The organism is Streptomyces neyagawaensis (assembly GCF_023516595.1).
Classification (GTDB): Bacteria; Actinomycetota; Actinomycetes; order Streptomycetales; family Streptomycetaceae; genus Streptomyces; species Streptomyces neyagawaensis.
In genome coordinates this window covers 542,004-567,653 of sequence record NZ_JAMGBG010000001.1, presented here as the reverse complement: position 1 = coordinate 567,653, position 25,650 = coordinate 542,004, and the positions used below count along the sequence as shown (strand labels likewise).

Annotated in this window: 22 protein-coding genes; 12 read left to right on the top strand and 10 right to left on the bottom strand. The window is 70.9% G+C overall.

Annotated features, from left to right (window positions below; all coding sequences use genetic code 11):
- Positions 1–268: 268 nt before the first annotated feature.
- The 4 genes from M8J73_RS02330 to M8J73_RS02315 form a co-directional block, all read right to left on the bottom strand.
- Positions 269–1,192: an amino acid ABC transporter permease gene (locus M8J73_RS02330; RefSeq protein ID WP_055538940.1), complete on the bottom strand. Its 924-nt coding sequence runs from the start codon at positions 1,190–1,192 to the stop codon at positions 269–271.
- Complete coding sequence (locus M8J73_RS02325; RefSeq protein WP_055538939.1) at positions 1,189–1,866, bottom strand: amino acid ABC transporter permease; 678 nt, start codon at positions 1,864–1,866, stop codon at positions 1,189–1,191. Before M8J73_RS02325 ends, M8J73_RS02330 begins: the two co-directional genes overlap by 4 nt.
- A gap of 121 nt (positions 1,867–1,987) precedes the next feature.
- Positions 1,988–2,836 carry a glutamate ABC transporter substrate-binding protein gene (locus M8J73_RS02320; RefSeq protein WP_206187844.1) on the bottom strand — a complete coding sequence of 283 codons (849 nt, stop codon included), beginning with the start codon at positions 2,834–2,836 and terminating at the stop codon, positions 1,988–1,990.
- 79 nt (positions 2,837–2,915) lie between these two features.
- Positions 2,916–3,692 carry an amino acid ABC transporter ATP-binding protein gene (locus M8J73_RS02315; protein ID WP_055538937.1) on the bottom strand — a complete coding sequence of 259 codons (777 nt, stop codon included), beginning with the start codon at positions 3,690–3,692 and terminating at the stop codon, positions 2,916–2,918.
- 383 nt (positions 3,693–4,075) lie between these two features.
- Here M8J73_RS02315 and M8J73_RS02310 point away from each other — a divergent pair, with 383 nt between their 5' ends.
- Together M8J73_RS02310 and M8J73_RS02305 are read left to right on the top strand one after the other, a co-directional pair.
- Positions 4,076–4,762, top strand: a complete 687-nt coding sequence (locus M8J73_RS02310; RefSeq protein WP_055513557.1) for a response regulator transcription factor — start codon at positions 4,076–4,078, stop codon at positions 4,760–4,762.
- A 9-nt stretch (positions 4,763–4,771) separates the two neighbouring features.
- Positions 4,772–6,190 (top strand): sensor histidine kinase, encoded by a 1,419-nt coding sequence (locus tag M8J73_RS02305; RefSeq protein WP_055538936.1) that lies wholly within the window; start codon positions 4,772–4,774, stop codon positions 6,188–6,190.
- 38 nt (positions 6,191–6,228) lie between these two features.
- Here M8J73_RS02305 and M8J73_RS02300 read toward each other — a convergent pair whose 3' ends face one another.
- Together M8J73_RS02300 and M8J73_RS02295 are read right to left on the bottom strand one after the other, a co-directional pair.
- Positions 6,229–7,230, bottom strand: coding sequence for a TAXI family TRAP transporter solute-binding subunit (locus M8J73_RS02300; RefSeq protein WP_055538935.1), 1,002 nt, complete (start codon positions 7,228–7,230; stop codon positions 6,229–6,231).
- A gap of 310 nt (positions 7,231–7,540) precedes the next feature.
- Entirely contained in the window at positions 7,541–8,683 is a 1,143-nt protein-coding gene (locus tag M8J73_RS02295) for a peptidoglycan recognition protein family protein (RefSeq protein WP_055538934.1), read from the bottom strand.
- A 366-nt stretch (positions 8,684–9,049) separates the two neighbouring features.
- Here M8J73_RS02295 and M8J73_RS02290 point away from each other — a divergent pair, with 366 nt between their 5' ends.
- The 3 genes from M8J73_RS02290 to M8J73_RS02280 all read left to right on the top strand — a co-directional run bounded on the left by M8J73_RS02290 (position 9,050) and on the right by M8J73_RS02280 (position 11,898).
- Entirely contained in the window at positions 9,050–9,445 is a 396-nt protein-coding gene (locus M8J73_RS02290) for a pyrophosphohydrolase domain-containing protein (protein ID WP_055538933.1), read from the top strand.
- Between the two features lie 59 nt (positions 9,446–9,504).
- Positions 9,505–11,025 (top strand): tRNA (N6-isopentenyl adenosine(37)-C2)-methylthiotransferase MiaB, encoded by a 1,521-nt coding sequence (gene miaB, locus M8J73_RS02285; protein WP_079054852.1) that lies wholly within the window; start codon positions 9,505–9,507, stop codon positions 11,023–11,025.
- A 162-nt stretch (positions 11,026–11,187) separates the two neighbouring features.
- The gene (locus M8J73_RS02280) at positions 11,188–11,898 is read left to right on the top strand and encodes a class III extradiol dioxygenase subunit B-like domain-containing protein (RefSeq protein WP_055538949.1); all 711 of its coding nucleotides are present in this window, start codon (positions 11,188–11,190) and stop codon (positions 11,896–11,898) included.
- 56 nt (positions 11,899–11,954) lie between these two features.
- On the opposite strand, the gene M8J73_RS02275 is transcribed toward M8J73_RS02280, so the two are convergent.
- Complete coding sequence (locus M8J73_RS02275) at positions 11,955–12,233, bottom strand: antitoxin (RefSeq protein ID WP_055538932.1); 279 nt, start codon at positions 12,231–12,233, stop codon at positions 11,955–11,957.
- A gap of 23 nt (positions 12,234–12,256) precedes the next feature.
- Positions 12,257–12,526 carry a hypothetical protein gene (locus M8J73_RS02270; RefSeq protein ID WP_055538931.1) on the bottom strand — a complete coding sequence of 90 codons (270 nt, stop codon included), beginning with the start codon at positions 12,524–12,526 and terminating at the stop codon, positions 12,257–12,259.
- Positions 12,527–12,708: 182 nt separating this feature from the next.
- Between M8J73_RS02270 and miaA the strand changes: the two genes are divergently transcribed.
- From miaA to hflX, 6 genes are all read left to right on the top strand, one after another.
- On the top strand, positions 12,709–13,647 hold the full coding sequence (gene miaA / locus M8J73_RS02265; protein ID WP_055538930.1) for a tRNA (adenosine(37)-N6)-dimethylallyltransferase MiaA: 939 nt from the start codon (positions 12,709–12,711) through the stop codon (positions 13,645–13,647).
- Between the two features lie 102 nt (positions 13,648–13,749).
- Positions 13,750–14,280 (top strand): hypothetical protein, encoded by a 531-nt coding sequence (locus M8J73_RS02260; RefSeq protein ID WP_079054851.1) that lies wholly within the window; start codon positions 13,750–13,752, stop codon positions 14,278–14,280.
- A 78-nt stretch (positions 14,281–14,358) separates the two neighbouring features.
- A complete protein-coding gene (gene dapF / locus M8J73_RS02255; RefSeq protein WP_055543343.1) occupies positions 14,359–15,228 on the top strand; it encodes a diaminopimelate epimerase in 870 nt (289 codons plus the stop codon).
- Positions 15,229–15,523: 295 nt separating this feature from the next.
- Complete coding sequence (locus tag M8J73_RS02250) at positions 15,524–17,686, top strand: RelA/SpoT family protein (protein ID WP_249828155.1); 2,163 nt, start codon at positions 15,524–15,526, stop codon at positions 17,684–17,686.
- 104 nt (positions 17,687–17,790) lie between these two features.
- Complete coding sequence (locus tag M8J73_RS02245) at positions 17,791–19,284, top strand: M1 family metallopeptidase (protein ID WP_249828154.1); 1,494 nt, start codon at positions 17,791–17,793, stop codon at positions 19,282–19,284.
- Positions 19,285–19,491: 207 nt separating this feature from the next.
- Positions 19,492–20,988, top strand: a complete 1,497-nt coding sequence (gene hflX / locus M8J73_RS02240; protein WP_055540373.1) for a GTPase HflX — start codon at positions 19,492–19,494, stop codon at positions 20,986–20,988.
- A gap of 138 nt (positions 20,989–21,126) precedes the next feature.
- Here hflX and M8J73_RS02235 read toward each other — a convergent pair whose 3' ends face one another.
- Positions 21,127–22,308 carry a trypsin-like serine peptidase gene (locus tag M8J73_RS02235; protein WP_055540372.1) on the bottom strand — a complete coding sequence of 394 codons (1,182 nt, stop codon included), beginning with the start codon at positions 22,306–22,308 and terminating at the stop codon, positions 21,127–21,129.
- Between the two features lie 178 nt (positions 22,309–22,486).
- Positions 22,487–23,713: a trypsin-like serine peptidase gene (locus M8J73_RS02230; protein ID WP_206187926.1), complete on the bottom strand. Its 1,227-nt coding sequence runs from the start codon at positions 23,711–23,713 to the stop codon at positions 22,487–22,489.
- A gap of 471 nt (positions 23,714–24,184) precedes the next feature.
- Here M8J73_RS02230 and M8J73_RS02225 point away from each other — a divergent pair, with 471 nt between their 5' ends.
- Positions 24,185–25,591, top strand: coding sequence for a diaminobutyrate--2-oxoglutarate transaminase family protein (locus M8J73_RS02225; RefSeq protein WP_240501514.1), 1,407 nt, complete (start codon positions 24,185–24,187; stop codon positions 25,589–25,591).
- Positions 25,592–25,650: the final 59 nt, after the last annotated feature.

Below are 25,650 nucleotides of genomic sequence, written 5' to 3'. Positions count from 1 at the left end.
GTTGGAGCAGGGTGCACGATCACAGAACGTATGCAACCCATTGCCGGTGCTTGCGTCAAGTGACGGCGAAGAGGGGAGGGCCGAGGTGTACTCGGATCGCTCAGGGCCGTCGGCCTGTGGTGATGCGTCGGCCCCTGCCCGGGAGCGGGGAGGCCGGACGTCGTCGCCGGCCGTCCCGGACATGACGGGAGGCAGCGGCGGTTCATGCCACTGCCTCCCATCGTCCCGACTCGGGTGGCATCCGGAGCGGATGTCACCTGATCAAGCGTCAGGTGTCCTTCTTGTCGATAAAGGTGCCGAGGCCGGGGACGCCGCCGCCTTCCCCGCCGGTGGCCGTCGTGCCACCGACAGCGGCAGCCGGGATGACCGCGCCGGTCGACTTCTTGCCGCGCCGCAGCCGCTGCTCCAGCCAGCCCGCGAAGCTGGTGATGATGAAGTTCAGGATGATGTAGATGATTGCGACGACGACGAAGCTGGGAACGGGGTTCGCGTATACAGCCGCCAGCGTCGCGCGACCGCTGAGCAGTTCGGTGAACCCGATCATCACGCCACCGAGCGCGGTGTCCTTCACGATGACCACGAGCTGGCTGACGATGGCCGGCAGCATCACCGTGACGGCCTGCGGCAGCAGGATGGAGGACATCGTCTGGCCCTTGCGCAGACCGATCGCCTGGGCGGCCTCGGTCTGGCCCTTGGGGAGGGCGAGGATACCGGCGCGCACGACTTCGGCGAGGACCGAGGCGTTGTACAGCACCAGACCGGTGACGACCGCGTAGAGCTGCCGTTGCTCGGTGGTGACTTGAAACGAGCGAGCGATGACCTCGTTGGCGAACAGCATCAGCAGCAGGACCGGGATGGCCCGGAAGAACTCGACCACCGTACCGGCCGGGACGCGGACCCACAGGTGGTCGGAGAGGCGCGCGATGCCGAAGAGCGCACCGAGGGGCAGGGCGATCACCATGGAGAGCGCCATCGTCTTGAGGGTGTTGGCGAGACCGGGCAGCAGATACGTCGTCCATGCCTGGGAGGTGAAGAACGGCTCCCAGAGTTTCCACTCCAGCTGGTTCTTGCTGTCCAGCGCCCGCCAGAGCCACCACGCGAGGAGAGCAAGCAGGACGAAGAAGACCACGGTGAGGATGACATTGCGCCGTTTGGCCCGGGGGCCGGGGGCGTCGTAGAGAACGGAACTCATCGCTTCACCGCCAGTCGCTTGCTCAGCCAGCCGAGGAACAGACCGGTGGGCAGGGTCAGTACCACGAACCCGAAGGCGAAGATCGCGCCGATGAGCAGCGTCTGTGCCTCCTTCTCGATCATGCCCTTCATGAGGTAGGCGGCCTCCGCGACGCCGATCGCGGCCGCCACGGTCGTGTTCTTGGTCAGCGCGATCAGCACGTTGGCCAGCGGCCCGATGACGGCCCGGAACGCCTGCGGCAGCACGATCAGGCCGAGGACCTGGGCGAAGCTCAGTCCGATGGCGCGAGCCGCCTCCGCCTGGCCGACGGGCACGGTGTTGATGCCCGAGCGCAACGCCTCGCAGACGAATGCCGCGGTGTAGGCCACGAAACCGAGAAGGGCGAGCCGGAAGGCCTGGAGCTTGACGTCGCCGCCCGCGCCCATCGTGACCCGGAAGATGTCGGCGAGGCCGAGCGAGGTGAAGACGATGATGACGGTCAGCGGGATGTTCCGCACGACGTTCACGTAGACCGTGCCGAAGCCGCGCATCAGGGGGACGGGGCTGACACGCATGGCGGCCAGCAGGGTTCCCCAGACCAGGGAGCCGATGGCTGAGAAGACGGTGAGTTTGACCGTCATCCAGAACGCACCCAACAAGGTTGGGTCGTCGTAGTTTGATAGGAAGTCGAACACTGTCTCCCGCGCTTCCGGGTGTGTGGCGTACGTGGCAGGCGCGGCGCGCCGCCGCCCTCACCGAGCCTTGCGGCGGGCGGCGGCGCGCTTGCGGATCTCGGCGCTGCTCGCGGATATCCGCTTACTGGACGATGTTGCCGATCTTCGGGGCGGGCTCGTTCTTGTAGTTGGCCGGGCCGAAGTTCTCCTTGACCGCGGTCTCCCAGGCGCCGTCGCTGACCATCTTCTCCAGGGCGGCGTTGATCTTGTCCACGGTCGCGGTGTCGCCCTTCTTGACACCGATGCCGTAGTTCTCGTTGCTGAGCTTCAGGCCCGCGAGCTTGAACTGACCCTTGTAGTTCTCCTGGGCGGCGAAGCCCGCGAGGATCGAGTCGTCGGTGGTGACCGCGTCCACGGCACCGCTCTGCAGGCCGGCGATGCACTCCGAGTAGCCGCCGTACTCCTTCAGCTGGGCCTTCGGAGCGATCTCCTTCTTGACGTTCTCGGCGGAGGTGGAACCGGTCACCGAGCAGAGCGTCTTGCCGTTGAGGTCCGTACCCTTGGCGATCTTCGAGTCCGCCTTGACCAGCAGGTCCTGGTGGGCCAACAGGTAGGGGCCGGCGAAGTCGACGAGCTTCTTGCGCTCGTCGTTGATCGAGTACGTGGCTGCGATGAACTTGACGTCGCCGCGGGCGAGCGCGTTCTCGCGGTCGGCGCTCTTGGTCTCCACGAACTCGATCTGGTTGGGCTCGTAACCGAGTTCCTTGGCCACGTAGGTGGCCACGTCCACGTCGAAGCCGGAGAACGTGCCGTCGGGCTCCTTCAGACCGAGACCCGGCTGGTCGTACTTGATACCGACCTTGATCTTCTTGCCGCCGCCCGAGCCGCCGTCCGAACCGTTGTCGTCCTTGTCGCCGCCGCCGCAGGCGGTGGCCGTCAGAGCGAGGACGAGGGCGGTGGCCGCCGCGGCGGAGACCTTGCGAAGCTTCATGGTGAACATCCTTTGACTGGTGAAGATGCGGACCGTCGTGGTGCGGGTGCCTGTGGCCGGGACCGGCCTCGTCGGGCGGTCAGTGGTGCAGGATCTTGGAAAGGAAGTCCTTGGCCCGGTCGCTGCGGGGGTTGCTGAAGAACTGGTCCGGCACAGCCTCTTCGACGATGCGGCCGTCCGCCATGAACACGACCCGGTTGGCGGCCGAACGGGCGAAGCCCATCTCGTGGGTGACCACGACCATGGTCATGCCGTCGCGGGCGAGCTGCTGCATGACCTCCAGGACCTCGTTGATCATCTCGGGGTCGAGGGCCGAGGTCGGCTCGTCGAACAGCATGACCTTCGGGTCCATCGCCAGCGCCCTGGCGATCGCGACACGCTGCTGCTGACCACCGGAGAGCTGTGCGGGGTACTTGTCCGCCTGCGTGCCCACACCGACCCGGTCGAGCAGGTTCCGCGCCTTCTCCTCGGCCTGCTTCTTGTCGGCCTTGCGGACCTTGAGCTGTCCCAGCATCACGTTCTCGAGCACGGTCTTGTGCGCGAAGAGGTTGAACGACTGGAACACCATGCCGACGTCGGCCCGCAGTCGTGCGAGCGCCTTGCCCTCGGCGGGCAGCGGCTTGCCGTCGATCAGAATGTCGCCGGAGTCGATCGACTCCAGCCGGTTGATGGTGCGGCACAGGGTGGACTTACCGGACCCGGAGGGTCCGATCACCACGACGACCTCGCCCCTGGTGATCGTCAGATCGATGTCCTGGAGTACGTGCAACGCGCCGAAGTGCTTGTTGACGCTCTTCAGGACGACCAGGTCGTCGGCCGCGGGCACCGCGTCCTTGACCACCGAAACTTCGGTCATCGCTTTCTGGCTCCGTCCTCCTCGGTTTCGGAGGACAGTAGTGACCGGCGACGACCAGCGTCATTACATCTGAGGGGAAATTGAGCATAACGATCTGGTAGCAGTCGGACACTGCGCGTAGCGGGCCCGCGCGGGGGCGTTTCGGCTGGGTAACGGAACCCTCGCGGAACCTGTACGGCCTTGACGGCGTCCTCAGTCATCGGTGTCACTGCCCCTGTGGGCGGGCCACAGCAGCCGGGTCCCCGCTTGCCTTCCCGCCATACCCCTGAGCGTCCGGGAACTCGACGTCGGCGGGTGCGCGTATGGTGTGCCAGCCGAGACCGTATGTACGAACGAACGTACGCCCGACAAACGTATGCCCGACCGAACCGGAGGGGGCCGGAATGAGGCTGCTCCTCGTCGAGGACGACAACCATGTCGCGGCCGCGCTGTCCGCGGTCCTGGCCAGGCACGGCTTCGACGTCACCCATGCCCGCAGCGGCGAGGAGGCCCTCCAGGCACTCGTCCCGGAAGGGGCCGGCTTCGGCGTCGTCCTGCTCGACCTCGGCCTGCCCGACCAGGACGGCTACGAGGTCTGCGGCAAGATCCGCAAGCGCACCAGCATCCCCGTGATCATGGTGACCGCCCGCTCCGACGTGCGCTCCCGCATCCACGGCCTCAACCTCGGGGCCGACGACTACGTGGTCAAGCCGTACGACACCGGCGAGCTGCTCGCTCGGATCCACGCCGTCGCCCGGCGCCGGGTCCCCGACGAGTCCGCGACCCCCGGCGACACCGGGCTGCGCCTCGGACCCGTGCTCATCGAGCTGCCCACCCGGCAGGTCAGCGTGGACGGCGCGGTCGTCCAGCTGACCCGCAAGGAGTTCGATCTCCTCGCGTTGCTGGCCCAGCGCCCGGGTGTCGTGTTCCGCCGCGAACAGATCATCAGTGAGGTGTGGCGGACCAGTTGGGAGGGGACCGGACGCACCCTCGAAGTACACGTCGCCTCGCTGCGGTCCAAGCTGCGCATGCCCGCCCTGATCGAGACCGTGCGCGGGGTCGGCTACCGGCTGGTGACCCCGACGCCGTAGCGTTCCCGCGTGCGCACTCGTCTTCTTCCGCTGCTCATCGTCCTGATGGCCGCCGTGCTGCTGGCCCTCGGCATTCCGTTGGCGGTGAGCCTGGCGGCGGCGCGCCAACAGGAGGTCGTCGTCGACCGCATCGACGACACCGCGCGCTTCGCGGCCCTCGCGCAGTTCGTCACCGAGTCCCCGACCCGGTCCCGGACGGACGACATCTCGAGCGACGGTCGCCGGGACACCCTCCAGCGGGAGCTGGAGCAGTACCACAGTGTGTACGGCATCAAGGCCGGCGTCTTCTACCGCGACCGCAACCGGCGTCCCATGGCCAACGCCCCCCTCAGCTGGTACGTGCCCGCGGCCGGCGAGGGAAAGGAGGCGTTCGACGAGGCGCTGCTGGGGCGGCGCCCGCACGACCCGGAGCAGGTGTGGCCGTGGCAGCGCGGCCGCCTCGTGGTCGCCTCCCCGGTCATCCACGACGGTGACGTCGTCGCCGTCGTCGTCACCGACTCGCCCACCGACCAGATGCGCTCCAAGATCCTGCGCGGCTGGCTGATCATCGGCGCCGGCGAGATCGCCGCGATGCTCCTCGCCCTCGGTGCCGCCCTGCGGCTGACGGGCTGGGTCCTCAAGCCCGTGCGCGTCCTCGACACCACCACCCACGCCATCGCCTCCGGACGGCTGAAGTCACGCGTCGCCGTCGCCAGCGGACCGCCCGAACTCAGGCGCCTGGCACGGTCGTTCAACGAGATGGCCGACAACGTCGAGGACGTCCTGGAGCAGCAGCGCGCCTTCGTCGCCGACGCCTCCCACCAACTGCGCAACCCGCTCGCCGCGCTCCTGCTGCGCATCGACCTGCTCGCCCTGGAACTGCCCGAGGGCAACGAGGAGATCGCCTCCGTCCGCACCGAGGGCAAGCGCCTCGCGCAGGTTCTCGACGATCTGCTCGACCTCGCGCTCGCCGAGCACGCCGAGTCCGATCTTCGCCTCACCGACGTGGGGGAGCTGACCGCCGAGCGCGTCGCCTCCTGGTCACCGCTCGCGGAGGACAAGGGTGTGACGCTGGTCGGCACCTGCCCGGCCACCACCGCCTGGGTCGATCCGATCGCCCTGTCCAGCGCCCTGGACGCGGTGATCGACAACGCGCTGAAGTTCACACCCGCCGGGGAGCGGGTCGAGGTCGAGGTCGCCCCGAACGGACCGGACTGCATGGTCGTCGTCACCGACGGCGGCCCCGGCCTCAGCGACGAGGAGCTGGAGCGGGTCGGCGACCGCTTCTGGCGCAGCACAGCGCACCAGAACATCAAGGGCTCGGGCCTCGGGCTCTCCATCTCCCGGGCCCTGATAGCCGCGGGCGGCGGCTCCATCGCGTACGCCCACCACAAGCCGCACGGCCTCAGGGTGACGGTGACGGTGCCGAGGACCCGCCCGCAGAACTGACCGGCTCGCAGAACTGACCGGCCGCAGCCGAACGGCGGCTACGGCTTGACGGACTGGTAGTACCGTTTCGCACCCTCGTGCAGCGGCAGTGGATCGGTGTAGATCGCGGTGCGCAGGTCCACCAGTTGGGCCGCGTGGACCTTCTTGCCGATCCTGTCCCGGCTCTTGATGACCATGCGGGTCAGCCACTGGGTCAGCCGGGGGTCCATGTCATCACGGGTGATCAGCAGGTTCGCCACGGTGATCGTGGGCACGGTGGAGCCCCTGAGGATGGACGCGTAGGCGTCGGCCGGCATCACGGACGCGCGGTAGTGGCTGTAGACGGAGCCCTGTTCGTGCAGCTTCGCCACGAGGTCGCTCTCGATCGGCACGAAGCGGAAGTCGTAGTCGTACTTCTCCGCCAGGTCGGTGATGCCCTTCGTGGGCAGCCCGCCCGACCAGAAGAACGCATCGAGCTTGCCCTTGCGCAGGGCGTCGGGGCCCGTGCGGATGGTGTCGCTGCGCGCGTCGATGTCCTTGTCGATGTCCAGCCCGTCGGCGGAGAGCACACGCCCCGCTATCAGCCGTACTCCCGAGCCCTGGGGTCCGACGGCGACCCGCTTGCCCTTCAGGTCGGCGACCCGCTGGACGGGAGAGGTGGCGGGGACGATCAGCTGCACATAGTCGTCGTACAGCCGTGCGAGGCCGCGCAGCTTGTCGGCACCGGGTTTTCCCTGGTCGACATAGGTCTGCACGGCATCGGCGGCGGCGATGGCGAAGTCGCTCTTCCCGGTGGCGACGCGGGTGACGTTCGTCTGGGATCCGTTGCTGTCCTCCAGGTCGATCCTCAGGTCGGGCATGTCGCCGCCGACCGAGTCCCGCAGCAGCTTGCCGTACTCCTGGTAGACGCCCTGTGGGGCTCCCGTACTGAGGGTGATCGTCCCGCTCGGGGGCGTCTCACGCGGCCAGAGCCACCACGCCAGCAGCCCGAGGACCACCAACGAGGCCGCCGAGCCCAGTAGCGCGCGACGCCCGCCGATGCGGGGGAATACCTGGACCATGCGCGAGATCCTGCCAGGTCACCGGACGGGCGGCCAGGATCGGGACCATCCGGTGCGAGCTCGTGACACGGGGGTGGTGCGAGCGCGCCCCCGAGGACCACCTCGCGCGGGCCGCCCAGCCCTGCGGCACCGGGGCCGGGCGTCACCACGGCGGCCGCCGGTGCCGTGCCCGCCGGGCGGGGGCCCGGCACCGGCGGGCGGCGAGGAGTGGGCGAGCGGCGCGCGGCGGCCACCGGAGGGGCAGGTCAGCGGCGGACGGCGGCCAGCCACGGAGAAGCTCAGCGGTGCGCGGCGGCCACCGAGAAGCCGCTCAGCGGCCCGCAGCCGCCACCGACGAGCGGAGTCGGTCCAGCTCCTGGTACATGACCGCGCCCGGGCACTCGGTCGCCATCCAGTCCCGGTGACCGCTGATCTCCGGGACCTCCTTCTGCACGCCGTTGACCGGGTTCGTGTACGTCACCCGGGCCTGCGGATCCACGCCGTGCAGCCGGACCAGCGCGCGGACCAGCCGGGTGAGCGCCTCACGGGCCGGTTCCTTCGGGCCCTGCTCGGTGAAGGTGCCGAGCAGCGCGATGCCGAGGTTCCCGGAGTTGAAGCCGCCGACGTGGAAGCCGGTTACCACTTTGCCGTCCTTGTCGTGCGCGGGCATGCCGTCGTCACCGGAGTAGCGGCCCTCGTAGATGCGTCCCTCCTCGTCGATGAGGAAGTGGTAGCCGATGTCGCCCCAGTCGTTGGTGACCGCGTGCAGCTGGTAGATCGCGCGGACGGTGGCGGCAGGGTCCGGGTCGTCGTTGGCCATGGCCGTGTGGTGCACCGTGATGGTCTGGAACGGGTAGAACGCGGTCGGCGAGTTCTCCGTGCCGTCCGCCTTGAACCGCAGCTTCTCGTCGGCGCCCCACGCGGCGCGCGAGAGGTACTCGACACCGCGGACCCGGGTCGGGTCGGTCGGCACCCGTACCTTCCGGCGCGGGCCGTGCCGGGTGTCGAGCGCGAGCGACCGCAGGCCGGTGGCGCCGTCGGGTGCCTTGAGTTCGTAGCCGGCGGCCTGGTCGGCGGCGATCAGTACGCCGCCGCCGTTGGCGACGGAGCAGCCGCCGTCGCCGAGCGGCTTCCAGGCGCCCTGGTCGCCGTCGGCGTCCCGGAGCCGGATGCCGCCGCCGGTGGTCTCGTCGGTGCCGCCCCAGGCGACACCGATGTAGCCGATGGGGAAGGCGGCCTCCACGGGCGCCTCACCGCTGGCGGCCTCGGCGCGGGTCCGGGGGAAGGTCTCGGTCGTGGTGCCGCTGCCCGCGTCGTCCTGGCCGGTCGCGGCGGGCTCGGAGTCGTCGGTCGTGGCCATCACCGTCGGCGTGATCACGGCACCGGCGGCGACCGCGCCCGCGGCGCCGAGCAGGGTGCGGCGGGCCACGCGGGAGGTGGCCCGGTGGGAGGCGGAGGTGGGGGGAACGCTCACGTTCGGTCCTCAATCGTTCAGGGGGGCACTTGAAGACTCAACGGAGCGTACGGTTCCGGATCACCGCCCCTGACACCGCCCCCCGGTTACTGATGCGGCATCAGGGGACGGTGAAACCAAGGGGGTTGGCGGTCAGGACCGTACGAGCGAGACAGGCATGTCGAGCCGGCTACGGCGGTCCGGACGGCGGAGGGTCGTAAGCCGACGGCGGTCCGGGTGGGGGATGGGCGCAGGCGGAGGGCGGTCCGGGTTGCGGATGGTCGTAGGCCTACGGCGGTCCATGTGCCGGATGCTCAAGACGCGTCGGCCGTCGGTCGGGGCCCCGGACCTTCGCAGGCGTCGGCCGGTGGTCGATAGGGTCGGCGGATGAGTTCCTCTCCCGCCCGTCTGGTCCGTGAGTTCCATCGCGCCTTCGGGCTCGACACCCGTACCGAGCCGACCGAGGTCTCACCCGAGCTGGCCGCCCACCGCGGCGAACTGCTGGCGGAGGAGGCGGCCGAGGTCGCCGAGGTGGCGGTCGGCGGCCCCCTCGACCGGCTGGCGCACGAACTCGCCGACGTCGTGTACGTGGCGTACGGCACCGCCCTCGTCCACGGCATCGACCTCGACGCGGTGATCGCCGAGATCCACCGCTCCAACATGACCAAGCTGGGCCCCGACGGCCGCGTCGCCCGCCGCGCCGACGGCAAGGTCCTCAAGGGCGACCACTACCGGGCACCCGACATCGCCGCCGTCCTGCGTGAGCAGGGCTGGACCGGCTGAGACGGGCGTGCACGGGGTGAGGGGCGGGGCGTACTCCGCGGAGCGCCTACCCTGGTGACATGACCAGCAGCGACCGGAGCCAGGCAGTGGGCGTCAAGACATACGAAGTACGCACCTACGGGTGCCAGATGAACGTCCACGACTCCGAGCGCCTGTCCGGTCTCCTGGAGGAGGCCGGCTACGTGCGCGCGCCCGAGGACGCCGGCGAGGGCAACGCCGACGTCGTCGTCTTCAACACCTGCGCCGTACGCGAGAACGCCGACAACCGCCTCTACGGCAACCTCGGCCGCCTCGCCCCCATGAAGGCGTCCCGGCCCGGCATGCAGATCGCCGTCGGGGGCTGTCTCGCGCAGAAGGACCGCGACACCATCGTCAAGAAGGCGCCCTGGGTGGACGTCGTCTTCGGCACGCACAACATCGGCAAGCTGCCGGTCCTGCTGGAGCGCGCCCGGATCCAGGACGAGGCGCAGGTCGAGATCGCCGAGTCGCTGGAGGCGTTCCCCTCCACCCTGCCCACCCGCCGGGAGAGCGCCTACGCCGCGTGGGTCTCGATCTCCGTCGGCTGCAACAACACCTGCACCTTCTGCATCGTTCCGGCGCTGCGCGGCAAGGAGAAGGACCGCCGCACCGGCGACATCCTCGCCGAGATCGAGGCGCTGGTCGGCGAGGGCGTCTCCGAGATCACGCTCCTCGGCCAGAACGTCAACGCGTACGGCTCCGACATCGGCGACCGTGAGGCGTTCAGCAAGCTGCTGCGGGCCTGCGGGTCGATCGAGGGCCTGGAGCGCGTCCGGTTCACCTCGCCGCATCCCCGTGACTTCACCGACGACGTGATCGCCGCCATGGCCGAGACGCCGAACGTGATGCCGCAGCTGCACATGCCGCTCCAGTCCGGCTCGGACACCGTCCTCAAGGCGATGCGCCGCTCGTACCGCCAGGAGCGCTACCTGGGGATCATCGAGAAGGTCCGCGCGGCCATCCCGCATGCGGCGATCACCACCGACATCATCGTGGGCTTCCCCGGCGAGACCGAGGAGGACTTCGAGGAGACGCTGCACGTGGTGCGCGAGGCCCGCTTCGCGCAGGCGTTCACCTTCCAGTACTCCAAGCGCCCCGGCACCCCCGCCGCGACCATGGAGGACCAGATCCCCAAGGAGGTCGTGCAGAAGCGCTACGAGCGTCTCGTCGCCCTCCAGGAGGAGATCTCCTGGGAGGAGAACAAGAAGCAGGTCGGGCGCACCCTGGAGCTGATGGTTGCCGAGGGCGAGGGCCGCAAGGACGGCGCCACCCGCCGGCTGTCCGGCCGCGCCCCCGACAACCGCCTCGTCCACTTCACCAAGCCGGACCAGGAGGTGCGCCCCGGTGACGTCGTGACCGTCGAGATCACGTACGCCGCCCCGCACCACCTCCTCGCCGAGGGCGCCGTCCTCGATGTGCGCCGGACGCGCGCCGGTGACGCCTGGGAGAAGCGCAACGCCGCCGCCGAGGCGAAGCCGGCCGGGGTGCTGCTGGGCCTGCCGAAGATCGGCGTCCCGGAGCCGTTGCCGGTGGCGACGACCGGTGGGTGCGGGGGGCACTGACAGCCGCTGTCCGCGAGGGTCCCGGACGGTGCCCGTGCGGGGTCGGCTTCGGCCCTGATGGTGGTTCGCGGGCTGACGGCTGGGGAGGGCGCTCGCGCCGTTCCCCGCTCCCCTTTGCGGCGGCCCGCGCATCCGGCGGTGGTGACGGTTACCCTGCGGATCATGCTTGTCGCCGCCGCTGTCTGTCCCTGTCCTCCGCTGCTCGTGCCCGAGGTGGCCGCGGGGGCCGCGCCCGAGCTGGACCGTGCGCGGGAGGCCTGCGCGGACGCGCTCGGGGTGCTCGCGGCGGCCCGCCCCGGACGCCTGGTGGTCGTCGGGCCCGCCGAGCGGGACGGCCGGTACGCGCAGGGCGCGCGCGGATCGTTCCGCGGGTTCGGCGTGGATCTCGACGTCCGGCTGGGGCCGGGCGAGGGCCGGGCGGAAGCCCCGGAGGGCGCTCTGCCGGCCTCCCTCGCGGTGGCCGCCTGGTTGCTGGACCGTGCTGAGCGGTCCGTCCCCGTCGATGGCGTCGCCGTGGCGGAACCTCTTGATGCCGAGCGGTGTATCTCTCTCGGACGGGACATCGCCGGGGCGGCCGAGCGCGTGGCCCTGCTGGTGATGGGCGACGCCAGCGCGTGCCGCACCCTCAAGGCGCCGGGGTACCTGGACGACCGCGCCGCCGGTTTCGACGCGGAGGTCGCCCGCGCCCTCGCCGCGGTGGACATCGCCGCCCTCAAGGCACTGGACGCCGGGCTCGCCGGGGAGCTGCTGGTCTCCGGCCGCGCCCCCTGGCAGGTGCTCGCCGGCGCCGCCGAGGAGGCGGACCTGAGCGGCAGCCTGCTGTACGACGACGCGCCCTACGGCGTGGGCTACCTGGTGGCTACCTGGTCGTGACACGGCGGACGGCCGGGAGCGAGGTGCTCCGCGGCCGTCCGTCGATGTGAAGGTGGTCAGGAAGTCGGAGGCGGTGGTGGCGTGGCCCCGCCGGCCGGAGGCGGGGGCGGGGTGCCGCCGCGGTCTTCCTTGTGCGCGAGTCGGTCCATGGCGTGTTTCGCCTTGCCCGTGCCCGACTGGATCTTGTGGCTGTACTTGCCCTTGGTCGTCCTGTCGACCGCGTGCGCGGCCTTCTCGAGACCGTGGTGGATCTTGCCCTCGTGCTTCTGCGCGAGGTGCGAGACCTTCTCCTTGGCCGGGGAGAGTCTCGTTCTCATGCTGTGCAGAAGACCCATGGTTCACCTTCCCGCGCGGATCATCACTTGCGGGCGCCCTCACTGGCCTCGTTGTCGGCGGCCTTCTCGGCGGTCTGCTGCTGGGGGATCTCGACGTCGTCCGCCGCGTCGACCACCTCCGCCACGGCGTCCTTCGCCTCGTCCTCGGTGTCGGCTCCCGGCTGGGCGGCCTCAGCAGATCCCTTCGCCTCGTCCGACTCTTCCGTCCCGGTCCCGGTGGTCACCGCGGGGGTCGCCTCGACGGCCTCCTCCGAGCCCTTCGCCTTGCGACGGAACAGCGAAAAAACGCCCATATCAACCTCAATGCTACTTATGCGGGCTAATTCCCGCGCCTTCCCGGAGCGTCCGATTGCGTCAACCGGGTCGCCGGCACTCGAAACCGGCGCATCAGAACACGCAACACGCAACGACCCCGCCCGCCTCGCGTCACGTAGCTCGTTCGAGATGAGGCCCCGAGGTTTGCGAGACTGGGGCAGTGAGTAGCGCAGTTCCCGCCCCGCGGGTCATCGCCGTCGTCGGCCCGACCGCGGCGGGCAAGTCCGATCTGGGCGTATTTCTGGCCCAGCGCCTCGGCGGCGAGGTCGTCAACGCCGATTCCATGCAGCTCTACCGGGGGATGGACATCGGCACCGCCAAGCTGACCCCCGAGGAGCGCGACGGAGTCCCGCACCATCTCCTGGACATCTGGGACGTCACGGTCACCGCCAGCGTCGCCGAATACCAGCGGCTCGCCAGGGCCCGCATCGACGCGCTCCTGGCCGAGGGGCGCTGGCCCATCCTGGTGGGCGGCTCCGGCCTGTACGTCCGGGGCGCCGTCGACAACCTGGAGTTCCCGGGCACGGACCCCGAGGTCAGGGCCCGTCTGGAGGAGGAGCTGACCCTGCGGGGCCCCGGCTCCCTGCATGCCCGGCTGGCCGCCGCCGACCCCGAGGCCGCCCACGCCATCCTGCCCAGCAACGGCCGCCGTATCGTCCGGGCCCTCGAGGTGATCGAGATCACCGGGAAGCCCTTCACCGCCAACCTGCCGGGCCACGACTCCGTCTACGACACCGTGCAGATCGGTGTCGACGTGGCCCGCCCCGAACTCGACGAGCGCATCGCGGCCCGCGTCGACCGCATGTGGGACGCCGGACTGGTCGAGGAAGTGCGCGCACTGGAGGCGCAGGGGTTGCGCGAGGGGCGTACGGCGTCGCGGGCGCTCGGCTACCAGCAGGTCCTCGCGGCCCTGGCCGGACAGTGCACCATGGAGGAGGCGCGTGCCGAGACGGTCCGTGCCACCAAGCGCTTCGCGCGCCGTCAGGATTCATGGTTCAGGCGCGACCCGCGCGTGCATTGGCTCAAGGGGGGTATCGCGGACCGGGCGGAACTCCCGCAGCTCGCACTGGCGTTGATCGAACGACCGGTTACAGCCTGATCACGTCATGGCATCGGGTCGCCCCGGCGGTCTTCCCGGCCTCCGGGAGCGTGCCATCATCGAGCTTCGATCGACCAAGTGGAGTCCGAGTTGGGAGGGCGCGTGGCGATGGAGGCCGGCCCTCGCGACACCGCACAAGGCACGGAGCACGACACCGCGGATGACGCGGACCAGCTGGTTGCCGAGGGATACGCACTGGACCTCGACAGCGGTCCGCTGAGCCCCGACGGGCCGGACGACGAGACTCCGGACGGCGTGACCGACGACGGACCGGAACCGGACGAGATGTCCGCACCGGAGGTCGAGGTCGAGCTGCGCCCCCAGCGCAGGCTCCGGCTGTGGCAGCTCGCCCCCATTGTGGGTCTCGGCGCGGTCGGCTCCCTGATGTTCGCCTTCCCGCTCGCCTTCGAGTTCGGCGACGGCGGCGCCGTGGTCGCCATGCTCGGTCTGCTGATCTGCTCCACCGCCGGCGGCTGGGGCATGATGGCCGCACGCCGTGTGGGTTACACGTGGCCCGGCCTGCCCGCGCGGGGCTCCGGACGCCGCCCGGACTGGCGGGTCGTCCTCGGGTACGCCCTCGTGCTCGCCGCCGTGGTCGTCCTGGCCGTCTGGCGCGTGGCCCGGCTGCGCTAGAGCCGGCGCGCCGGCGGACGGACGCCCCCTGAGCCGGTGCCCGGCGGGGACGCCCCCTCCACCCCGTACGATCGAGGAATGAGCACGCGGATCGCCTTCCTCAAGGGGCACGGGACCGAGAACGACTTCGTGATCGTCCCCGACCCCGAGAACCTCATCGACCTCACTCCCGCCGCCGTCGCCGCGCTGTGCGACCGCCGCGCGGGCATCGGGGGCGACGGCGTGCTGCACGTCGTACGGTCGGCCGCGCACCCGGAGGCGGCGGGCATGGCCGCCGAGGCCGAGTGGTTCATGGACTACCGCAACGGCGACGGATCGATCGCAGAGATGTGCGGGAACGGCGTCCGGGTCTTCGCCCGCTACCTCCAGCACGCCGGTCACGTCACCGAGGGCGACCTCGCCGTCGCCACGCGCGGGGGCGTCAAGCGCGTCCACATCGCCAAGGACGGCGACGTCACCGTCGGCATGGGCACGGCACGCCTCCCCGAGGGGGACGTCACCGTGAGCGTCGGCGACCGCAGCTGGCCCGCGCGCAACGTCAACATGGGCAACCCGCATGCCGTGGCCTTCGTCGACGACCTCTCCGACGCCGGTGACCTGTACGCCCCGCCGCCGTTCAGCCCGGCTGCCGCCTACCCGGATGGGGTCAACGTCGAGTTCGTCGTCGACCGGGGCCCGCGCCATGTGGCGATGCGCGTCCACGAGCGTGGCTCCGGCGAGACCCGGTCGTGCGGCACGGGCGCGTGCGCCGTCGCCGTCGCCACGGCCCGCCGCGACGGCGCCGACCCGGCCGAGACGGGCACCCCCGCCACGTACACGGTCGACGTGCCCGGCGGAACCCTGGTCATCACCGAACGGCCCGACGGCGAGATCGAGATGACCGGCCCCGCTGTGATCGTCGCCGAGGGCGAGCTCGACGCCAACTGGCTCGAAAACGCCGCGCGTTGAGTCATGTGAGGCTCGACACACGGTATGCGGGTCCCGGGTGCCACAGGTGTGCGAGTCGAACCCCTGCTCAAGGGTGCGAATCCCAGGCAGGGCCGGGGTCGCGTGGCTCGAAACCGCAAACACCGGGACCTTCGCTCTAATGGGTGATCCGTTTCACGCTCGCCGAGAGGCGGTCAGGTGGGCGTGATGGGCTCGGTAGCATCAAGCACCGGCACGGACGGGGGAACGACACGATCCCTGAGCCGCCGCACGCCATGGGGCACCCGTCCGCCGGTCCACGCAGCCGGAGGTGCCCATGAGCGCGGAGGCCACGAACCCCGCCGTATCGCCCGCCCCTGCGCCGCCCGCAGCGCACCGCAGGAAGGGCCGGCCCCGTATCGACCTGCGCCGTCTGGGCCGTGCCGCACTGCTGGGGCCGGCCACCCGTGACCGGTTGCCCGACGCCATCAGCCATGTCGCCGAGGCCCACCGCGCCCACCATCCCGACGCCGACCTCGAACCGCTGCGCCGGGCGTACGTCCTCGCCGAGTCCTCGCACCGCGGCCAGATGCGCAAGAGCGGCGAGCCGTACATCACCCACCCGCTCGCCGTGACGCTGATCCTCGCCGAACTCGGCGCGGAGACCACGACCCTGACGGCCTCTCTGCTCCATGACACCGTCGAGGACACGGATGTGACCCTCGATCAGGTGCGCGAGGAGTTCGGCGAGGAGGTGCGCTACCTCGTCGACGGCGTCACCAAGCTGGAGAAGGTCGACTACGGCGCCGCCGCCGAGTCCGAGACCTTCCGCAAGATGCTCGTCGCCACCGGCAACGACGTCCGCGTGATGTCGATCAAGCTCGCCGACCGGCTGCACAACATGCGCACCCTCGGCGTGATGCGCCCCGAGAAGCAGGAACGCATCGCCAAGGTCACCCGTGACGTGCTGATCCCGCTCGCCGAACGCCTCGGCGTCCAGGCCCTCAAGACCGAACTGGAGGACCTCGTCTTCGCGATCCTCCACCCCGGGGAGTACGCCCACACCCGCGAACTGATCGCGGACAACGCCGCCCGGGAGAGCGACCCGCTCGCCGAGATCGCCGAAGAGGTGCGCGGCGTCCTGCGCGAGGCCGGCATCCAGGCCGAAGTCCTGATCAGGCCCCGCCACTTCGTCTCCCTGCACCGGGTCTCGCGAAAACGCGGGCAGCTGCGCGGCACCGACTTCGGACGGCTCCTCGTCCTCGTCAACGAGGACGCCGACTGCTACGCCGTCCTCGGCGAACTGCACACCTGTCTCACCCCGGTGGTCTCGGAGTTCAAGGACTTCATCGCCGTACCGAAGTTCAACCTGTACCAGTCGCTGCACACGGCCGTCGCCCGCGGTGACGGGCAGGTCGCGGAAGTCCTCATCCGTACCAACCAGATGCACAAGGTCGCCGAGGCCGGAGTCGTCGCGCTCGGCAACCCCTATGCCGCCCCCGCCGAGGACCAGACCGACGGCGAGCGGGCCGACGGCGACGGCGAGCGCGTCGACCCCACCCGTCCCGGCTGGCTCTCCCGCCTCCTCGACTGGCAGCAGGCCGCGCCCGACGCCGACATGTTCTGGTCCACCCTGCGCGAGGACCTCGCCCAGGACCGCGAGATCACCGTCTTCCGACCCGACGGCGGCACCCTGGGCCTCCCCGAGGGCGCCAGTTGCGTGGACGCCGCCTACGCCCAGTACGGCGAGGACGCGCACGCCTGTATCGGCGCCCGCGTCAACGGCCGTCTGGCGACGCTGAGCACGGTCCTGAGGGACGGCGACACCGTCCAGCTCCTCATGGGCCAGGACCCCGCCTCCGAGCCCTCCAGAGAGTGGCTGGAGCACGCCCACACCCCCGCCGCCCGCATCGCCATCCAGCGCTGGCTCGCCACTCACCCCTCGTCCACCGCCGACGAGCCGGACGCCCTCGACGCCGAACGCAAGGACGGGGCGCCCGCCCCCCGCCCCGCCCACGACGAGCCCGCCGCGCCCTCGGACACCGCGAACGCCGTGGTCGTCGCCGACCAGCCCGAAGCGAACGTCCGCCTCGCCGGGTGCTGCACCCCCGTACCGCCCGACGAGGTCACCGGCTTCGCCGTCCGCGGGGGAGTGGTGACCGTGCACCGCGTCGAGTGCGCCGCCGTCACACGCATGAAGGGCCTGGGGCGCGCGGAGATCGCCGTGCACTGGGGGGACACCACCGAGTTCCGGGTCACCCTCGTCGCCGAGTCGTTCCAGCGCCCCCACCTCCTCGCCGACCTCACCGAGGCCATCGCGCTGGAGGGCGTCGCCATCGTCTCCGCCACCGTCGAACCCCCGACCCAGCAGCGCGTCCGGCACACGTACACGGTGCAGCTCCCGGACGCCGCCCTCCTCCCGAACCTGATGCGCGCCATGCGCGATGTGGCGGGCGTCTACGACGTGGCCCGGCCCCAGCACCAGGCGGCCACCCCGTAGCCACCCGCGGGCCGGGCGGCTCGGCGGACCGACGGGCCGCTCGTTCGGGTGGGACGGCTGCGAGTCGGCGGCGCGGACAGGGAGCGCGCTGGTAGCGGTGGTCCATGCCGCTCACCCCACGCCTCAGGGCCCGCCGTACCAAGGCGGCGCTGCTCACCTCCGCCGTCTCCGTCTGCCTGATCGCCGCGAGCGCCCCCTCGCCCGCCGTCCCGCTCGGCGTCGGCGACCGCCTCTTCCCGCACCTCGGCAACCCCGGCTACGACGTGCGGTCGTACGACCTCTCCTTCACCTATACCGGCGACAACCTCAAGCCCCTTACGGCCGTCACCACGATCGACGCCCGCACGACCTCCCCGCTGGACCTGGTCAACCTCGACTTCACGCACGGCGAGGTCAGCTCCGTCGAGGTCGACGGGTCGCCCGCCGCCTTCACCACCGCGGGCGAGGACCTGGTGATCACCCCCCGGGAGCCGCTCCCCGCGGGCAGCCGGACCCGCATCACCGTGCGGCACACCAGTGACCCCGTGTACAGCGGGGACGCGGAGGGCGGCTGGGTGCGGACCGCTGACGGGCTCGCCATGGCCAACCAGGCCGACGCCGCCCACGTGGTGTTCCCCTGCAACGACCACCCCTCCGACAAGGCCCTGTTCACCGTCCGCGTCACCGTGCCCGACGGCTACACGGCCGTCTCCAACGGTCTGGACGCCGGGACGCGCCGCGGCCCGCGCACCACCACCTGGACCTACCGCACCGAACATCCCATGGCCACCGAACTGGCCCAGGTGTCCATCGGCCGCTCCGCCGTCGTGCGCCGCTCCGGACCGAACGGTCTGCCCGTCCGCGACGTGGTGCCCGCCAAGGACCGCGAGCGGCTCGAACCGTGGCTGGCGAAGACCCCGGCCCAGATCGCGTGGATGGAGCGCAAGGTCGGCCGCTACCCGTTCGAGACGTACGGGGTCCTCATCGCCGAGGCGCAGACCGGGTTCGAGCTGGAGACCCAGACCCTCTCCCTCTTCGAGAGGGAGCTGTTCGTCCGCGCCGAGTACCCGAAGTGGTACATCGAGTCGATCATGGTGCACGAGCTGGCCCACCAGTGGTTCGGCAACAGCGTCAGCCCGCGCACCTGGTCCGACCTGTGGCTCAACGAGGGGCACGCCACCTGGTACGAGGCCCTGTACGCCGAGGAGACGGCCGGCCGGCCCATGGAGGCCCGTATGAAGGCCGCCTACAGTGCCTCCGACCGCTGGCGGGCCGCAGGGGGGCCGCCGGCGGCCCCCAAGGTGCCCAAGGTCGACCACAAGATCGGCATCTTCCGGCCGAACGTCTACGACGGGGCCGCGCTCGTCCTGTACGCCCTGCGCGAGGAGATCGGCCGCCCCGCCTTCGAGCGGCTCCAGCGGGCCTGGGTCGCCGTCCACCGCGACGGCGTCGCCTCCACCGCCGACTTCCAGCGGCTCGCGACCCGGATCGCCGGACGCGACCTGGACGCCTTCTTCCGGGGCTGGCTCCACGGCGAGCGGACGCCGCCGATGCCGGGGCATCCGGACTGGAAGACGGCCACCGCCGAGGCTTCGGCGAAGCGGAAGACGGGAAAGTAACCCGCGTGACGAGACGAGGCGTGCCGTGCGACCATCTTCGAGTCGGCGGCGCGGCCCACTCCCGGTCAGCCGTGGACCGGCCCCCAGGGGCTGGTCCCGGGTCGGCCGAGGCCCCATCCGGGAATCTCCGGGCAGGCCCGGGCGTTGTCGCCATGGACGGATCGAGATCCGTCACCCCTTCGGTACCCCCATCGACGTAAGGATCCAATGACCTCCTCTTCATCCCCTTCCCAGGCCGCACAGCGCGCCTTCGCGCAGAACAACCCCGAGGGTCTTCGGGCCGATGCCCTGATGGAAGAGGACGTCGCCTGGAGCTTCGAGATCGACGGCGAGCGGGACGGCGACCAGTTCGACCGCTCCGAGCGTGCGGCCCTGCGCCGCGTCGCGGGCCTCTCCACCGAACTCGAGGACGTCACCGAGGTCGAGTACCGCCAGCTCCGCCTGGAGCGGGTCGTGCTCGTCGGTGTCTGGACCACGGGAACCGCGCAGGACGCGGAGAACTCCCTGGCCGAGCTGGCCGCCCTCGCGGAGACGGCGGGCGCGCTCGTGCTCGACGGTGTGATCCAGCGCCGCGACAAGCCGGACGCGGCCACCTACATCGGTTCCGGCAAGGCCGACGAGCTGCGGGACATCGTGCTCGAATCGGGCGCCGACACCGTCATCTGCGACGGTGAGCTGAGCCCGGGGCAGCTCATCCACCTCGAAGACGTCGTCAAGGTCAAGGTCATCGACCGTACGGCCCTGATCCTCGACATCTTCGCCCAGCACGCCAAGTCCCGAGAGGGCAAGGCCCAGGTCGCGCTCGCGCAGATGCAGTACATGCTGCCGCGACTGCGCGGCTGGGGTCAGTCGCTGTCCCGGCAGATGGGCGGCGGCAAGGGCGGCGGCCTCGCCACCCGTGGTCCCGGTGAGACCAAGATCGAGACGGACCGGCGACGGATCCGCGAGAAGATGGCGAAGATGCGCCGGGAGATCGCGGAGATGAAGACCGGCCGCGAGATCAAGCGCCAGGAGCGCAGGCGGAACAAGGTTCCGTCGGTCGCCATCGCCGGCTACACCAACGCGGGCAAGTCCTCCCTGCTCAACCGTCTCACCGGCGCGGGTGTCCTGGTCGAGAACGCCCTGTTCGCGACCCTCGACCCGACCGTGCGCCGGGCCGAGACCCCGAGCGGGCGGCTGTACACGCTGGCGGACACCGTCGGCTTCGTACGGCATCTGCCGCACCACCTCGTCGAGGCGTTCCGCTCCACGATGGAGGAGGTCGGCGACTCCGACCTGATCCTCCATGTGGTCGACGGTTCGCACCCGGCGCCGGAGGAGCAGCTGGCGGCCGTGCGCGAGGTCATCCGTGACGTGGGCGCGACGAACGTCCCCGAGATCGTGGTGATCAACAAGGCGGACGCGGCCGACCCGCTGACGCTGCAGCGCCTGCTGCGGATCGAGAAGCGCTCCATCGCGGTCTCGGCCCGCTCCGGCCAGGGCATCGAGGAACTACTCGCCCTGATCGACAACGAACTGCCTCGCCCGTCGGTCGAGATCGAGGCGCTCGTGCCGTACACGCACGGCAAGCTCGTCGCACGCGCCCACACCGAGGGCGAGGTGATCTCCGAGGAGCACACCCCGGAGGGCACCCTGCTCAAGGCCCGGGTGCACGAGGAACTGGCGGCGGACCTGGCACCGTACGTACCGGCGCCGACGGCCTGACCCGTCACGCCAGGAAGGCCCGCCCCTCGGCCGAGGGGCGGGCCTTCGCGTTGTGCGGGCTTCGCCTTGTGCGGAGGTTCGCTCTGGGGGGGGCGTTCGCTGACCGCCGTCCGTCGGCCCCGGCTCACGGGCAACCGCTCACCGGCCGCCGTACGACATGCTCAGGTCGTCGTACAGCGCCTTGGCGCCCTTGCCCAGCCGGGGTCCGGCGAGCCAGGTGTTGTCGGCCGGGCCGATCGACGTGTTCGAGACGAGCCGGGGCGCGCCGTCGACCATCCGGAACCAGCCGCCGCCCGACGAACCGCCCGTCATCGTGCAGCCGATGCGGTACATCGTCGGCAGCGACGCGTCGAGGGAGAGCCGGCCGGGCCTGTCGATGCAACGGAACATGGTCAGGCCGTTGTACGGCGGTGCCGCCGGATAGCCCCAGGCGCCGAGCGAGTCGATCCCGGACGCGGCGGGCGCCGAGAAGTCCACGTCCAGGGCCGAACCGACGGTCTCCTCCAGCGACTTGGAGCCCGCCTCCGGCTTCACATGCAGGACCGCGTAGTCGTACGCCGCGCCGGCGCCGCCCTCCTGGGAACCGCCCGCGATCCACTCGTCCGAGGTCGCGGCCCAGTCCGCCCACCACTGGCCGAACGGCGCGACCTCCTCCGCGGGGGCGCCCGCGGCCAGCTCCTCCTCGGACCTGCCGAGGTCGTTGTAGGCCGGGACGAAGACGATGTTGCGGTACCAGCCGCCGCCGCTGCCCGCGTGCACGCAGTGGCCCGCGGTCCACACCAGGTTGGACCGCCCCGGGCGGTTCTCGTCCGAGACGACGGTGCCCGAACAGACCATCGCGCCTTCGGGAGAGTCGAAGAAGATCTTGCCGACGGGACCGGCGTTCACGTGGTACGGCGTCTTCTCGGGCGTCGCCTCGACCGGGGCCGGAGGCGGGTCACTGACGCCCTGGTCGACCGAGGCGTCCTGCGGGGAGATCGTCTTCGCCGGGTCCTCGGCCTCACGCATCCGCTCCGCGTCCCACAGGTCCTCGATCACCGGGTTGAAGAACTCCTCGGCCTCACCGAGCCACTGCTCCTCGTCCCAGTCCTTCCAGCCGCCGTCCTGCCAGGCGTCGACGTCGACGCCGAGCTCCTCGAGCTGGTCGGCGATGACATCGGGGACACCGTCGCCGTCCCTGTCGGCGGTGCGGGACGCGGCGACGTCGGGTTTGTCGCTCGTGCCCCTGTCGGCCGAGCCGCAGGCGGTCGCCGTCAGCGCGAGCACCGCGATCAGTCCGGTGGCGGCGAGGAGGGATTGCCGCCGATATGAGAAGCGCATGGTTCTCGACCCCCGTCGGAACTGCTCCTTGTGTCACGCCCACTATGCGGGGGCGCTGGGGGATACGCGCAGGGCGTGCGGCCGATATTTCCGCGCGCCTCCTCCCCCATACCTCGGCGGCTGCCTTCCGACAGCCGCCGCACCGTCGTCGCACACGGCCGTCACCGCGTGCCCGACATCACCGCTGGGCGAACTTCTCGCTCACCGCGTCGTAGATGCCCTGAGCCTCCTTGCCCAGCCGAGGGCCGGCCAGCCAGCCCGCGCTCACCGGGCCGATGGAGGTATTGGACACCAGCGCCGGCTTGCCGTCGGAGCCGGTCGCCACCCAGCCGCCGCCCGACGAACCGCCGGTCATGGTGCAGCCGATGCGGTACATCGTCGGGTCGGACTCGACGAGCGAGAGCCGCCCCGGCTTGTCCGTGCACTGGTACATCGCCTCGCCGTCGTACGGGGCGCCCGCCGGGTAGCCCGTCGCGGTGATGCTGTCCACCTGCGGTACGGCCGGCGCGTCGAAGTCCACCGGCAGCGCGGAACCGACCGTCTCCTCCAGGGACTTGCCGCCGTTGCCCTCCTCCGGCGTCACATGGATGACCGCGAAGTCGTACGGCGCTCCGTCGCCGCCCTTCTGGCCGCCCTGCTCGATCCACTGGTCCGAGGTCTGCGCCCAGTCACCCCACCACATGCCGTACGGGGCGACCTGATCCTTGGTGGCCGTCCGCATCTGTGCCGCCGACAGACCGCTGTCGTTGTAGGAGGGGACGAACGCGATGTTGCGGTACCAGCCGCCCGACTTGCCTGCGTGCACACAGTGCCCGGCCGTCCACACGAGGTTGGACTTGCCCGGGTTGGCCGGGTCCTTCACCACCGTCGCCGAGCAGACCATCGTGCCCTCGGGCGCGTCGAAGAAGACCTTGCCCGCCGCCGGCGCGTTCGCGTGGTACTTCGTCGCCACCGCCTCCGCCTGGACGGCCTGCGGCGTCGGGTCGGTGACACCCTGGTCGCCGGTGAGGTCGCTCTCGTCGACCTCCTTCTCCGGCTCCTCGGCGTCCCGCATCCGGTCGGGGTCCCACAGGTCCTCGATGATCGGGTTGACGTAGTCCTCGGCCTCGCGCAGCCAGTCGTCCTTGTCCCAGTTCTTCCAGGCCCCGCCCCGCCACTTGTCGAGGTCGATCCCGTGTTCCTTGAGCTTTTCCTTGATGTTGTCCGGGATCCGGATCTTGCCGTCGCCGCCGTTGTCCTGGGCGGACGACGACGCCTCGGCGTTCGCCGTGGTGTCCCCCGAGCCGCAGGCGGTGGCGGTGAGCGACAGGGCCGTGGCGAGACCGACCGCTGCCAGGACGGGGGAGGTTCTGCGGCGCGCGCTCCTTCCACGACGAGCGGCGAAGAGCGGGCGTATGGGTCGCATGGTCTGAACTCCCCTGGGGCGTTGAAGAACTCTGTGCTGCCGAAGCGGTTCGCGTATGGCCCTGCCGCACGCCCGCCGCCTCTTCGTACGGCTCCGACACGACTCGCGCTCGGCCCGTACGTCTGCTTCTTCGTACGTGTTCGTACGTGGTCGCCGTACGCGCGGCTTGGTACGGATCCGCCGAGCCGGGCATCCCGCCGGAACGGCACCACACACTATGCGGTCCCTGTGGGGGACATCCGATGGAACGGCAACGGTTCCGTCACGGCAAGGATCTTCGCCTCACCCGCTTCCGAGTGCGTGCCGCGTCGTTGGTACGGGCGGGGACCCGCCGGTGCTCGGTGACCCCTGCCAACTCGCCTCTGAGCAGCGGGAGGAAGTGTAGTCGTGGCGGTGACCGAGTCTGCGGTGGCACCTGTGGGGAGCGGGTCCGAAGGGGCGCGCGCGGGACACGAGGACGAACGGGCGCCCGTGCGGCGGGAGTATGAGGGGGCGCGCTCGGCGCACGAGGGGATCCTGCGGCGGCAGGCGGCGCGCGAGTCTGCGGCGCGCACCTATGCGCGTGCTCTGCCGATCGTGCCGGTGCGGGCACGAGGGCTGACCATCGAGGGCGCGGACGGCCGCCGCTATCTCGACTGTCTGTCCGGCGCCGGCACTCTCGCTCTCGGGCACAACCACCCGGTCGTCCTCGAAGCGATCCGGAAGGTCCTCGACTCGGGCGCCCCGCTGCACGTCCTTGATCTGGCCACTCCCGTCAAGGACGCCTTCACCACCGAACTGTTCCGCACCCTCCCTCCCGGCCTCGCGGACCGCGCCCGGGTGCAGTTCTGCGGGCCTGCCGGCACGGACGCGGTGGAGGCCGCCTTCAAGCTGGTACGGGCGGCGACCGGCCGCACCGGGATGCTCGCCTTCACCGGCGCCTACCACGGCATGACCGCCGGGGCGCTCGAAGCGTCCGGGGGCGCCGGCGATGTGAGGGTCGCCCGCCTGCCGTATCCGCAGGACTACCGCTGCCCGTTCGGTATCGGCGGCGAACGCGGGGCCGAACTCGCCGCCCGCTGGACGGAGTCCGTCCTCGACGACGCCAAGTCCGGTGTCCCGTCGCCCGCCGGAATGATCCTCGAACCCGTCCAGGGCGAGGGCGGTGTCATCCCGGCGCCGGACGGCTGGCTGCGCCGGATGCGCGAGATCACGGCCGCGCGGTCCATCCCGCTGATCGCCGACGAGGTGCAGACGGGCGTGGGGCGCACGGGGCGCTTCTGGGCGGTCGAACACAGCGGGGTCGTTCCCGACGTCATGGTCCTCTCCAAGGCCATCGGGGGCAGCCTTCCCCTGGCCGTCGTGGTCTACCGCGACGACCTCGACGTGTGGCAGCCCGGCGCCCACGCGGGCACGTTCCGCGGCAACCAGCTCGCCATGGCCGCCGGAACCGCCACCCTCGCCTACGTCCGGCAGAACGGCCTCGCCGAGCGCGCCGCGACCCTGGGCGCCCGGATGCTCGCCCACCTCCGCCTCCTCACCGAGGAGTTCGCCTGCGTCGGCGACGTACGGGGGCGGGGGCTGATGATCGGCATCGAGATGGTCAACCCCGAGGCGACCCTGCCCACCGGCGCCACCGGCCCGCACCCTCCCGCCCCGTCCGTCGCCACCGCCGTCCAGCGCGAGTGCCTCAGCCGCGGTCTGATCGTCGAACTGGGCGGCCGCCACGCGGGCGTAGTACGCCTCCTCCCTCCGCTGACGCTCACCGACGAACAGGCCGACGCCGTACTCGACCGCCTCACCGACGCGATCGCCTCCGTGGCCGCCGCCGCGGCGCGAGGACCGGGAGCCGTACGTCACGAGGCGGCCGTGAACCCGGGGCGCGCGCCCGGCGGCTGAGCGTGCGGGCGGCATGGTCAAGCGGCCGGTGCGGGCGGCTCGGGCAACCGGGCGGCGGG